Origin of the sequence: Luteimonas notoginsengisoli, assembly GCF_042648885.1 — a bacterium.
Taxonomy (GTDB): Bacteria; Pseudomonadota; Gammaproteobacteria; order Xanthomonadales; family Xanthomonadaceae; genus Luteimonas; species Luteimonas notoginsengisoli.
On the sequence record NZ_JBHRYF010000001.1, the window covers coordinates 69,422 to 81,333 of the forward strand.

Consider the following 11,912-nt stretch of genomic DNA (forward strand, 5'->3'; position numbering starts at 1 on the left):
AGCGTGCCATGACCAACAAGATCGACGGCGGCTTGCCCGTCGCCAGAGCGCCGGCGACCCACAATGCGTCCGCAACGGCGCGTGCCGGCGGCGAGCGCGGCCAGCCTGTCGCCGCCGTCGCGGCGGGCGACAGCATCCGCCTGACCGGCGAAGCCGAAGGCCTGCAGGCCCTCGAACGCCAGCTCGGCGCCGCGCCGGCCGGCATCGACGTCGCCCGCGTCAACGCGCTGCGCAGCGCCATCGCAGACGGCAGCTATCGCGTCGACGCGCAGGAAATCGCGACCCGCATGCTCGACCTCGAGCGCCAGCTGGGCGGCTGATGGACATGGCGTTCGCCATCGACCATCCGCTCGAAGCGCTGGAACGGGCGCTGGGCGCGGAACGCCGTGCCCTGCTCGAACACGACGTCGACGCGCTGCTGGCGTCCACCGCCGACAAGCTCGCCGCGCTGCGGCGCGCCGAGGCGGCGGGGCCGGATCCGGCCGCGGCCGAACGCCTGTCGGCGCTGCGCGAACTCAACCAGGCCAACGGCGTGCTGCTCGCGCGCCGCCGGCGCGAAGTGGGCTGGGCGCTGCGGCGCATCGGCCGCGTCGAGTCGACGGGCGTGTACGATTCCAACGGACAGTCCGGCGCCCGTCCGCAGGCGCGCTGTCTGGGAGTGGGATGAACCAACCCGGCGACACCGCCATGCCTGGCGCAGAAGCGCTCTTCTGGGCCTTTTGCACGTCCGAGAACGCCGTGATGCTGGTCGACGGCGACGGCCGGATGACCCATGCCAACCCGGCGGCGATCGCCCTGGCGGCGCGCGCGCTGCCAGGCGAAGCGCCCGGCCAGCTGTTGCGGCTGCTGCCGCCCGAAGCACGCGAGATCGCGCGCGAGACCGGCCGCTGGGCGGGTGAGATATCGGTGGCCGACGGCATCGTCATCGAGATCATCCTGCACCGCGGCGAGCGCAACGGCGTGGCGCAGTGCATCGTGACCTTCGACGATGTCTCGCTGCGCAACGCGCGCCAGATCGAGCTGCAGCAGCGCCACGACGAACTGCAGGCCGCGCATCGCCGCCTGGCCGGCGCGCAGGAACAGCTGCTGCAGTCGGAGAAGATGGCGTCGATCGGCCTGCTGGCGGCCGGCGTCGCCCACGAGATCAACAACCCGATCGGCTACGTCCATTCCAACCTCGGCACGCTGCAGGAATACATCGGCGCGCTGTTCGCGCTGATCGAATGCCATGAAGCAGCGCTGCAGTCCGACGATCCGGCGGCGATGCGCGAGGAAGTGCTCGCCAGGCGCGAGCGCCTCGACATCGACTTCATCCTCGGCGACCTGCCCAACCTGATGGCCGAATCGCGCGAGGGCATCGAGCGCGTCACCAAGATCGTGCAGGACCTCAAGGAGTTTTCGCACGTGGGCGGCGGCGAGGAGATGCGGCCGTCGGACCTGCACAAGGGCCTGGAATCGACCCTCAACATCGTCTGGAACGACCTCAAGTACAAGGTCCGGGTGGAGAAGCACTACGGCGAGCTGCCGCTGGTCGAGTGCCACCTGTCCGAGATCAACCAGGTGTTGATGAGCCTGCTGATCAACGCCGGCCAGTCGATCGAGAATCGCGGCAGCATCGACATCGCCACCGGCGCGGAAAACGGCGAAGCCTGGATCAGCATCGCCGACACCGGCTGCGGCATCGCGCCCGAGGCGCTGCAGCGCATCTTCGATCCGTTCTACACCACCAAGCCGATCGGCCGCGGCACCGGGCTCGGCCTGGCCATCGCCTACCGCATCGTCGCCAAGCACCACGGGCGCATCGAGGTCAGCAGCCAGCCGGGCGTCGGCAGCACGTTCCGGGTGGTGCTGCCGGTGGTGCAGCCTGCCCAAAGCGCTGGCGCGCAGCCGGTCGCCTGACGGCGGTCGATCCGCAGATGCGGCTCAGTACGCGTCTTCGCCAGCCGCGCGCCGCTCATGGGCGCGGAACGCGGCCTGGATGTGGCCGCGCAGTTCGTCGTCGTTCCAGGGCTTGGTGAGGAACCGGTAGATCGCGCCGCGATTGATCGCTTCGGTGATCGTGGCCAGGTCGGTGTAGCCCGACAGCACCATGCGGATCGTGTCGGGGTACAGGTCGCGCACCTTGGCGAGGAACTCGGTGCCGCTCATGTCCGGCATGCGCTGGTCGGACACGATCACCTGCACCGGATTGCTGGCCAGCAGGTCGAACGCTTCGCGCACCCCGCTCGCGGTGAGCACGTGGTAGCCGTCGCGGCGGAACAGCCGCCCCAGCGAGCGCAGCATGTTCTCCTCGTCGTCGAGCAGCAGCAGGGTCCGCTCCGGCCGGGTCGCGGCGAACACGCCCGGCAGCAGGAAGCGCCGGCGGATGAGGTCGTCCAGCTCCTCCACCGGCAGCGGCGGGCTGAACAGGTGGCCGAGGAAGAAATCGCAGTGGTTGCGGCGCAGGAAGCCGAGCTCCGCTTCGCTCTCCACGCCCTTGGCGGTGACCTTCATGCCGAGGCGATGGCCCATCGCGATGATGCCGCGCACGATCGCCGCGCTGCGCGGGTCGCTGGCGACGTTGCGGATGAAGCCGCGCCCGATCTTGAGCCGGTCGAGCGGATACTGGGCGAGCGCGGCGAAACTCAGGCCGCCCAGGCCGAAATCCTGCACGGTCAGGGTCGTGCCCAGCGAACGCAGGCCGGTGAGCGTGTCGTGGATGCGGTGCGCGTCGAGCGCGAGCGCGCTTTCGGAGATCTCCAGTTCCAGCGCGCCGCCGCCCAGTTGGTGGCGATGCAGCTGTTCTGCGATCAGGTCCAGGCAGTCCGACTGCGCCAGCAGCGAGTTCGACAGATGGATCGACAATCTCAGGTAGTCGAGTCCCTGGTCGCGCCAGTCGGCGAGCTGCCGGACCGCCGCTTCGACCACCCAGATGCCCAGGCGCGCGGACAGGCCGGCGCGCTCGACGGTGCTCAGGAACCGGCTCGGCCGCAGCAGGCCATGGTTGGCCGTGTTCCAGCGCAGCAGCGCGCCGAATCCGGCCAGGCCACCGTCCTGCGCGTCGATCAGCGGCTGGTAGAACAGTCGCAGCTCGCGCTTGTCCAGCGCTTCCACGAAGCGTTCCGCGAAGTTTCCGTCCGAAGACGTCTTGCTCCCGCCCTCCGAGTACAGGCCGACATTGTTGTGGCCATCGCGCTTGGTGTCGCGCAGCGCCTGTTCGGCGCTGGCCAGCAGGGCGGGCGCGTCTGCCGCGTGGTCGGGGAACACCGCAATGCCGATCGAGAGCGTGATCGGCAGCGTGTAGGGCGGGATCCACAGCGGCGCTTCGAACGCGTCGCGCAGCAGTTCGGCCAGCGCCGCGCCGTCGGGCTCGCCGGGCAGGTACGCCACGCCGGCGAGGAATTCGTCGCTCGACAGGCGCCACAGCCAGCCATCGCTGGGCATCGCCTTGAGCAGGCGCTGGGCCACCGCGGCGAGCACCTGGTCGCCGACCGCGTCGCCCATGTTCAAGTTGATCAGGTGGAACATGTCGATGTCGACGTGGAGCAGCGCAAAGCGACGGTTGGTCGCATTGGCGGCCGCCACCGCGGTCGCAAGGTTCGGCCCGCCGGCACCGAATCGGTACAGCGACGTGACCGGGTCGACCGGTATTCCACCCAGTTCGTGGTAGCGCAGGTTCATGGCGGCAGGGTAATCCCTCGACGCGGCGAGTTTCACACGGCGGCGGCGCGAGGGTAACCGGCGGCAGCGGATTGGACGGCTGCCGGACGGAACCGCCGTACGAACAACCGTGGCCGCGCCGAACAAGGTTCGTGGCGGGTTGGCGGCGTCTGCGTCGCGGGCGCCGCGCACCGTGCGCGCCGGAAGAAAGGTATGCGCGTCCACCCGTACAATCTCTGCCAGATGATCTCCTCGCCCGCCATCCGCCCCGACGCGCTGCGTCTTTCCGTCGCCCCGATGATGGACTGGACGGACACGCACTGCCGCGTGTTCCACCGGCTGCTGGCTCCGCACGCGCGGCTGTACACCGAGATGGTGCATGCCAACGCGGTGATCCATGGCGATCGCGCGCGGCTGCTGGCGATGGATCCAGTCGAGCATCCGGTGGCGCTGCAGCTCGGCGGCAGCGAGCCGGCGCTGCTGGCGCAGGCGGCGCGGATCGGCGCCGAGCGCGGGTTCGACGAGATCAACCTCAACTGCGGCTGCCCGTCCGATCGCGTCCAGGCCGGGCGTTTCGGCGCCTGCCTGATGCGCGAGCCGACGCTGGTGGCCGATTCGGTCGCGGCCATGATCGAAAGCGTGGCCGCGCTGGAAGCTCCGGTGCCGGTCACGGTGAAGTGCCGGCTCGGCGTCGACGACGACCATCGCTACGAAGTGTTCCGCGAGTTCGTCGACCAGGTCGCCGCCGCCGGCTGCCGCATGTTCGTGGTGCATGCGCGCAATGCCTGGCTCAAGGGGCTGTCGCCCAAGGAGAACCGCGAAGTGCCGCCGCTGCGCTACGAATGGGCCTACGCGCTCAAGCGCGAGCGACCGGACCTGTCGGTGATCGTCAACGGCGGCATCGCCACGGAGCACGAAGCCACCGCGCACCTGGCACACGCCGACGGCGCCATGCTCGGGCGCGCCGCGTACCACGATCCCTACCTGCTGCATCGACTCGACGCGGCCTGGTTCGGCGACCCGCTGCGCCCGCGCGGCGAGTTGCTGCGCACGCTGCGGCCCTACGTCGAATCGCAGCTCGCCGGCAGCGCGCAGCAGCGGCCCGTTCCGCTGAAGCACATCACCCGTCACCTGCTCGGCCTGTTCCACGGCGAGCGCGGTGGTCGTGCGTTCCGCCAGGTACTCAGCGAAGGCGCGCACCGGCCGGGCGCGGACTGGTCGCTGGTCGAGGCGGCGCTCGCGGCGACCGAACGGACGGAGCAGGCCGCCGCATGATCACCCGCGACGTGGCTGCGTTCCTGCGCGCTGCCCGGGAGTGCGCGCCCGATTTCGGACCGGCGACCGCGCGAGCCGCCTTCCTCGTGTCGCCCGACGGCTTCGCCCGCGCCGAGGAGTCGGCCCGCGACAACCGCTACATGGCCGGCACCGGCGGCTTCGACGCGGCGCGCGCGCTCGGCCAGCACCGGACCCTGCAGGCGGCGCTGTCGTCTGTGCTGCCGACGGTGTGCTTCGCCGGCGACCCGGCCGCACCCGACGGACTGTTCCCGAACAATGTCTTCGGCACCGCGCCCGGACGGCTGGTGGTCGGGCGCATGCGGCACCCCATCCGCCAGCGCGAAGCGGCGCGCCAGGACATCCGCGGCTTCTTCCGCGACGTGGTCGGCTACGCCGAAACCGACCTGTCGACCCAGCCGCACGCCTGCGAGCTGACCGGCGCGCTGGTGATCGACCGCGCCCGCGGCCTGGGTTTTTGCGGGCTGTCGGAACGCTGCGACGAATGCGGTGCCCGCCTGATGCACGAGGCGTTCGGCCTGCGCGCGACGCTGATGTTCGACCTCGCCCCGGGCGAGTACCACACCAACGTGGTGCTGGCGGTGCTGGCCGGGCGGGCAGCGATCGCGTGGCCGGGCGGATTTGCCGATGTCGGCGCGGTCGATGCGATTGCCGCGCTGTATGCCCCGCACCTGGCGATCCTGTCGCAAGCCGAGCAGGCCGCCTTCGCGGGCAACGCACTGTCCGCCTCCGCGGACACGGCCTGGATGAGTGCCGGGGCGGCGGCCGCGCTGTCCGCCGCCAACCACGGCGTCCTCGAAGGCGCCGGGTTCGTCGTGCGGCAGGTGGCGCTCGATGCGATCGAAGCGGCCGGCGGATCGCTGCGCTGCTGCGTCGCGGAGGTGTACTGAGCGCGACCGCGACTGAACGCCTATGCTGGTGTCAACGAAAAGTTAAGGCCTGTTCACCGCGTTCTTTCGAAAATCATCGTCCCACTCGTCCACCAGGCCACCAAGCCCCGGAGTTCCGCAGATCATGTCGATGCGCCTTTCCTTCCTGCCCCTGGTCGCCGCCGCCGCGCTGGCGTTCGCGAGCGTGGGCGCATGGGCCCAGGACGGCCGCGGGCACGACCGGGGCCGCGACCAGGATGGCCAGGTCGATCGCGGGCAACGCGACGACGGCATGCGCGATGCGCCGCGGCCGCGGATGATGCGCGAGCCGCGCCGGCAGGAGTCCCGGCGCTCGCGCGATGACGGCTTGGCCGACTCGGTGCGCAGGATCGAGCGCACCACCCGCGGCCGGGTGATCAACGCCGAGCGGGTGCAGTCCGATGGCCGCGACATCAACCGCATCAAGGTCATGGACGAGCGTGGCCGCATCCGCGTCTACATGGACGATCCACAGCAGCGCAGCAGGGCCCCTACACGCGGCGACGACAACTGAGCTTCCAAGCTTCCACAAAGCACATCGACCGGGCACGGTTGCCCTCGAATCATCACCCTTGGAGTAGCCGATGCGAATTCTCCTCGTCGAAGACGAAGCCCCGTTGCGCGAAACCCTGGCCGCACGCCTGAAGCGCGAGGGCTTCGCCGTGGACGCCGCCCAGGACGGGGAGGAAGGCCTGTACATGGGGCGCGAGGTGCCGTTCGATGTCGGCATCATCGACCTGGGCCTGCCGAAGATGTCCGGCATGGAGCTGGTCAAGCAGCTGCGCGAGGAAGGCAAGCAGTTCCCGGTGCTGATCCTCACCGCGCGCTCGAGCTGGCAGGACAAGGTCGACGGCCTCAAGCAGGGCGCCGACGATTACCTGGTCAAGCCCTTCCACGTCGAAGAGCTGCTGGCGCGCGTCAATGCCCTGGTCCGCCGCGCGGCGGGCTGGAGCAAGCCGACCCTGGAATGCGGCGCGGTGGTGCTCGACCTGGCCGCACAGACGGTCACCGTCAACGGCAGCAACGTCGACCTGACCAGCTACGAGTACAAGGTGCTCGAATACCTGATGATGCACGCGGGCGAACTGGTTTCGAAGGCCGACCTGACCGAGCACATCTACCAGCAGGACTTCGATCGCGACTCCAACGTGCTCGAGGTCTTCATCGGCCGCCTGCGCAAGAAGCTCGATCCCGAGGGGACGCTCAAGCCGATCGAGACCGTGCGCGGGCGCGGCTATCGCTTCGCCATCCCGCGCAGCAACGAAGGCTGAAACGTCGCCCCATCGCGGCGATAATCCCGCCAGCCCCGCGTCGCCGCGGCGTCGAGCGAAGGCGGTACGGCGACCGACACCCGCATCCGCAACCAACGCGAGGCGCAGTTGCCCGCACGAGCCGATAAGCAGGACACCGGCCAGCGCAAGCCGTTGCTGCCGTGGCGACCGCGTTCGCTGCAGGCGCGGCAGCTCATGGCCGCGAGCCTGGGCCTGGTCGCGTTCCTCGCGTTGGCCGGGTACGCGCTCGACCGCGCCTTCGTCGACGTCGCCGGGCAGGTGCAGCGCGACCGCCTGAAGGCTTACGCCTACAACTACGTGGCCGGCGTGGAGTTCTTCCGCAACGGCGACATCTTCGTGCCCGAAGTGCCGCCCGATCCGCGCTTCGACCAGCCGGGCAGCGGCCTGTATGCGGTGATCGTGCTGCCCGAGGGCCAGCAGTCGTGGCAGTCGATGTCCACCCGCGGACCGCAGCTGCCCGAAGAAGAAATGCTGGCGCCGAACCAGGAGGAATTCCGCGGGCCGCTGCCGATCATCAAGACCAGCGGCGAGCCCGGCGAGGTGTTCCGCTATGGCATCGGCGCCGCGGCGGTGCAGGACAGCGGCAACGTGACCGAAACGGAGCGCCCGTACACGGTCTACGTGATGGAGGACGAAGGCACCCTGGCGCGCCAGGTGCGCGTGTACCGCACCGCGCTGTGGGGTTACCTGGGCATCGCCGGCGTGGTGCTGCTGTTGCTGCAGACGTTCGTGCTGCGCTGGAGCCTGTGGCCGCTGCGCAACGTGGTCAGCGAACTCAAGCGCGTGCAGCGCGGGCAGGCCAATCGCATGAGCGAGCACCACCCGCGCGAACTGCAGCCGCTGACCGACAGCATCAACGCGCTGGTGGAGAGCGAGCGCGAGAACCTCGACCACCAGCGCAACACGATGTCGGACCTCGCCCACAGCCTGAAGACGCCGCTGGCCGTCTTGCGCACGCGCCTGGACAACAACGCGAGCGAAGCCGAGCTGCGCGAGGAGGTCGATACCCAGGTGCGGCGCATGAACGACCTGGTCGGTTACCAGCTCGGTCGCGCGGCGTCCGCCGGCCACAAGCTGTTCGCCGCACCGGTGGCGATCGAACCGCACGCCGAGCAGATCGTGCGCGGGCTGGAGAAGATCTACGCCGGCAAGGGCGTGATCTGCGAATTCGAGATCGACGAGGGCGTGCAGTTCTACGGCGAGCCGGGCGACCTGCAGGAACTGCTCGGCAACCTGCTGGAGAACGCCTTCAAGTGGGCCAAATCGCGGGTGCTGTTGACGGCGGGGCCGGGCGCCACCTTGCCCAACCGGCGCCCGGGCCTGGTGCTGGTCGTCGACGACGACGGCCCGGGCATCCCCGAGGACCGCATCGCGTACGTCCTGCAGCGCGGCGTGCGCGGCGACGAGCGCGTGCAGGGGCACGGCATCGGCCTGTCGATCGTACAGGACCTCGTGCGCAGCTATCGCGGCGAACTCAGCGTCGGTCCCTCGCAGGAACTGGGCGGCGCCCGCTTCCAGGTGACGTTGCCGCCGGGGCTTTAGGGGCAGGGGATCGTCGCCGGGGATCAGGCGCCAGCACGCGTTTCGCCAAGCGCTGGTGACGCGCCCTTGGCGGACGAAGCCGGTTCGACCCGACGCGTCGATCCTGTTCGATCCCTACAGAAGGTAATCAGGCTCAGGCTGCGATGCCGTGGCTTCGCCAGGAGCCTGCTGTGCGCGCCCGGGCGCCTCGCCGTAAAACCGCTCCAGATGCCCCGCCACCTTCGGCATCGCGCGGCGCAGCGTGGCGGGGTCGGTGAAGTGGTACTCGCTGCACACCGCGAAGAATTCCTCCGGCGCCTCGGCCGCATAGGCGTCGATGGCGGTGCGTCGGCCGCGGTCGACCTGCGCGACGAACCCATCGAATGCCGCCTGGAAATCACGCGCCCATTCGCGCTGCCAGGGTCGCGGAAGCGGCGGCGTGCCGTCGAGCGCGCCGTCGAGCGCGTCGAGCTTGTGCGCCATTTCGTGCACCGCCACGCAGAAGCCCGCGTCGGGCTCGTCGAGGTCGGCCTGCACGTCGGCCCAGGACAGGATCAGCGGGCCGCTGTCCCAGGCCTCGCCGATCAGCTCGTCCTCCCACTCGTGCAGCACGCCGGCGAAATCGACGTGGCTGCGGTTCACGCGGAAGGCGTCGGGATAAACGATCAGCTGGGACCAGCCGCGCAGGCCCTGTTCGCCGAATTCCAGCAGCGGCAGGCAGCACACCGCCGCCAGCGTCAGGCGCGCGGCGTCGTCGAGTTCCAGTTCACCGATCGGGGTGATCGTCTTGTCGCGCAGGAATCGCGCGGCGAGCGCCTGCAGGCGCGCGTCGCGTTCCGGGCCGAGGGCGGCGACCCAGCGCACGCGCGCACGCACGGCGGCCCACAGGGCGGGGTCGGGCGGGGAGGGTGGTTCGCCTGCGAACAGGCGGCGGATCAATGCACGCACAAGCGCGGCATGCGCACGCGAGGCACGTACGGGCAAATGGTCAGCGGAACATGCCCGGCAGGAAGCTGTGCCAGCGCGGCGGGCGGATGTCGCCGACGCTGTCGCTCGCGCGGCGCACGCCCGGCTTGGCCTTCACCGGCTTGACCACATGGGTGGTGGGCTTGGCGCTGGCGGGGCGGACGGTGTCGTCGTCCTGCGCCACCGCGTCGTCCTGGCAGCTGCCGCCGCCGTCGCCGTTCGCGCCCATCATGCGAATGTCGCGCGCAGCCAGCGGCAGGCTGGCGCACAGCAGCAGCAGGGTCAGGGCGAGTCGGATGGACATGGGGGATCCTGGGCCGGAGCCGCGATCAGTGCGGGACTATACCGTGGAGGCGCCGGGCATGCAGATGGTTGCATGCTGCATCGCAGCAGGCCCGCGGCCGCGTTCGGGCGGGGCGCGCGGCGGGGATCCGGGTCGTCGATAATCGCCCGATGCCGGACCGCGGATTCCACGCCAGAGCTCCCCGTCGCCCTCTTGCCGCCAAGCGCGCGGCATCACCGGCGGCGAAAAGCCGCGGCGTCGCCGATGAGCGCTGAGCGGGCGCTGCTGCGGCGCCTGATGGCCGGACCCGTGTCCGGCGACGCGCTCGCGCGCGAGAACGGCGAAACCCGCGCCGCGGTGTGGAAACGCATCGAAGGCCTGCGCGAGGCCGGGGTGGCGATCGAGGCGCGCGCCGGCCGCGGCTATGCGCTGGCCCAGCCGCTGGACCTGCTCGACGCCGACGCGATCGTAATGGCGATGCCCGATGCCGCGCGTGCGCGCCTGGCCGGGCTGGAAGTGGCCTGGTCGATCGATTCCACCAACTCCGAGTTGCTGCGCCGCCAGGCGCCGCGCGAGGGCGTCGCGGTGCTGCTGGCCGAACGCCAGATCGATGGCCGCGGCCGCCGTGGTCGCGCCTGGGCCTCGCCCCTGGCCGCCAATCTCTACCTGTCTCTGGCGCGCAGCTTTGATGGCGGCCTGGCGCGGCTGGGCGGACTGAGCCTGGTGGCCGGCGTGGCCGCTGCCGGGGCGCTGCGGTCGCTGGGGCTGGGCGAAGTGCAGCTGAAATGGCCCAACGACCTGGTAATGGTTGACGGCGCCCGTCCGGGTTCGAGCCCGTCGCTGCGCAAGCTGGGCGGACTGCTGGTGGAGGGCAGCGGCGAGCACGCCGGGCCGGTCCGGGCGGTGATCGGCCTCGGCCTCAACGTGCGCATGCCGCCCGCGCATGGCCGCGCCATTGACCAGCCGTGGGTCGACCTTGCGACGCTGGTGCCGGACCGCCTGCCGACGCGCAACGCCATTGCCGCCGCGCTGCTGGCCGGATTGCTGCCGGCGCTGGACCAGTTCGACCGCGACGGCCTGTCGGCCTTCCTGCCGCGCCATGCCGAACTCGATGCGCTTGCCGGCCGCGACATCGTGCTGCACGGCGGCGATGGCGATCGCAGCGGGACGGCGCTCGGCCTCGCCCCCGACGGCGCGCTGCGCGTGCGCCTCGGCGACGGCCAGGTGCGAGCCTTCCACGCCGGCGAAGTCAGCGTGCGCCCGCGATGAGCCGCTGGCTGTTCGACCTCGGCAACACCCGGCTCAAATGCGCCGCGGTGGATGCTGCCGGCCACATCGGCGCGGTGTGCGTGATCGCGCACGACGGCACGCGCTTCGACGGCGACCTGGCAGCCGTGCTGCCGGCGGCGTTCGAAGACGCCTGTGTGGGGAGCGTTGCAGCCAGCAGCGTGCGGGTCGAACTGCTCGATGCGCTGGCGCAGCGCGGCGCGCGCATTTCGCTGGCGTGCACCCAGTACCGTTTCGGTGAGGTGACGATTGCCTACGCGCAGCCGGCGCGGCTCGGCGTCGATCGTTTCCTCGCCCTGCTCGGCGCGCGCGCGCGCGGCAATGATGCAGCCCTGGTGGTCGGCGTGGGCACCGCGCTCACCATCGACTGGCTGGACGCCGACGGTCGCCATCGCGGCGGCCGCATCGCGCCCTCGCCCATGCTCATGCGCGAGTCGTTGCACGCACGCGCGGCACATTTGCCGCTGCACGGTGGCCGCTACGTCGAGTTCGCCGACGACACCGACGACGCGCTCGACTCCGGGTGCACCGGCGCGGCGCTGGCGCTGGTCGAACGCAGCCTGCAGATTGCACGGTCGCAGGGCGGCGAGCCGCCGCGGCTGCTGCTGCACGGCGGTGGCAGCCAAGCGCTGCGCGCACAGCTGCCGCACGCGATCGATGCACCGACCCTTGTGCTCGAGGGCCTCGCGCGGTGGGCCGACGCGGCCTGACGCGGCGAGGATA

At 70.6% G+C, this 11,912-nt stretch carries 13 protein-coding genes; 10 read left to right on the plus strand and 3 right to left on the minus strand.

Annotated features, from left to right (window positions below; all coding sequences use genetic code 11):
- The first annotated feature begins 8 nt into the window (after window positions 1–8).
- The 3 genes from flgM to ACFOM9_RS00330 are packed head-to-tail and all read left to right on the plus strand — an operon-like array spanning window position 9 to window position 1,899.
- Entirely contained in the window at window positions 9–320 is a 312-nt protein-coding gene (flgM, locus tag ACFOM9_RS00320) for a flagellar biosynthesis anti-sigma factor FlgM (RefSeq protein ID WP_386705222.1), read from the plus strand.
- A 5-nt stretch (window positions 321–325) separates the two neighbouring features.
- Complete coding sequence (locus tag ACFOM9_RS00325) at window positions 326–667, plus strand: flagellar protein FlgN (RefSeq protein ID WP_386705223.1); 342 nt, start codon at window positions 326–328, stop codon at window positions 665–667.
- Between the two features lie 20 nt (window positions 668–687).
- Entirely contained in the window at window positions 688–1,899 is a 1,212-nt protein-coding gene (locus ACFOM9_RS00330; protein ID WP_386705224.1) for an ATP-binding protein, read from the plus strand.
- A gap of 24 nt (window positions 1,900–1,923) precedes the next feature.
- Here ACFOM9_RS00330 and ACFOM9_RS00335 read toward each other — a convergent pair whose 3' ends face one another.
- Window positions 1,924–3,660, minus strand: coding sequence for an EAL domain-containing protein (locus ACFOM9_RS00335; protein ID WP_386705225.1), 1,737 nt, complete (start codon window positions 3,658–3,660; stop codon window positions 1,924–1,926).
- Window positions 3,661–3,882: 222 nt separating this feature from the next.
- Between ACFOM9_RS00335 and dusA the strand changes: the two genes are divergently transcribed.
- The 5 genes from dusA to ACFOM9_RS00360 all read left to right on the plus strand — a co-directional run bounded on the left by dusA (window position 3,883) and on the right by ACFOM9_RS00360 (window position 8,674).
- Complete coding sequence (dusA, locus tag ACFOM9_RS00340; protein WP_386705226.1) at window positions 3,883–4,914, plus strand: tRNA dihydrouridine(20/20a) synthase DusA; 1,032 nt, start codon at window positions 3,883–3,885, stop codon at window positions 4,912–4,914.
- On the plus strand, window positions 4,911–5,822 hold the full coding sequence (locus tag ACFOM9_RS00345; protein WP_386705227.1) for an arginine deiminase-related protein: 912 nt from the start codon (window positions 4,911–4,913) through the stop codon (window positions 5,820–5,822). The genes dusA and ACFOM9_RS00345 overlap by 4 nt, the downstream gene beginning before the upstream one ends.
- Before the next feature lie 130 nt (window positions 5,823–5,952).
- A complete protein-coding gene (locus ACFOM9_RS00350; RefSeq protein ID WP_386705228.1) occupies window positions 5,953–6,354 on the plus strand; it encodes a hypothetical protein in 402 nt (133 codons plus the stop codon).
- Window positions 6,355–6,424: 70 nt separating this feature from the next.
- The gene (locus ACFOM9_RS00355) at window positions 6,425–7,111 is read left to right on the plus strand and encodes a response regulator transcription factor (protein WP_386705229.1); all 687 of its coding nucleotides are present in this window, start codon (window positions 6,425–6,427) and stop codon (window positions 7,109–7,111) included.
- A 177-nt stretch (window positions 7,112–7,288) separates the two neighbouring features.
- Window positions 7,289–8,674, plus strand: a complete 1,386-nt coding sequence (locus ACFOM9_RS00360) for an ATP-binding protein (protein ID WP_386707188.1) — start codon at window positions 7,289–7,291, stop codon at window positions 8,672–8,674.
- 114 nt (window positions 8,675–8,788) lie between these two features.
- Here the strand turns inward: ACFOM9_RS00360 and ACFOM9_RS00365 are convergent, their stop codons facing one another.
- Window positions 8,789–9,601, minus strand: a complete 813-nt coding sequence (locus tag ACFOM9_RS00365) for a M90 family metallopeptidase (protein ID WP_386705230.1) — start codon at window positions 9,599–9,601, stop codon at window positions 8,789–8,791.
- 40 nt (window positions 9,602–9,641) lie between these two features.
- Window positions 9,642–9,923: a hypothetical protein gene (locus ACFOM9_RS00370; protein ID WP_386705231.1), complete on the minus strand. Its 282-nt coding sequence runs from the start codon at window positions 9,921–9,923 to the stop codon at window positions 9,642–9,644.
- A 243-nt stretch (window positions 9,924–10,166) separates the two neighbouring features.
- On the opposite strand from ACFOM9_RS00370, the gene birA reads away from it, so the two are divergent.
- Both birA and ACFOM9_RS00380 read left to right on the plus strand, forming a co-directional pair.
- Entirely contained in the window at window positions 10,167–11,171 is a 1,005-nt protein-coding gene (gene birA / locus ACFOM9_RS00375) for a bifunctional biotin--[acetyl-CoA-carboxylase] ligase/biotin operon repressor BirA (protein ID WP_386705232.1), read from the plus strand.
- The gene (locus tag ACFOM9_RS00380) at window positions 11,168–11,899 is read left to right on the plus strand and encodes a type III pantothenate kinase (RefSeq protein ID WP_386705233.1); all 732 of its coding nucleotides are present in this window, start codon (window positions 11,168–11,170) and stop codon (window positions 11,897–11,899) included. Before birA ends, ACFOM9_RS00380 begins: the two co-directional genes overlap by 4 nt.
- The last annotated feature ends 13 nt before the right edge of the window (window positions 11,900–11,912 follow it).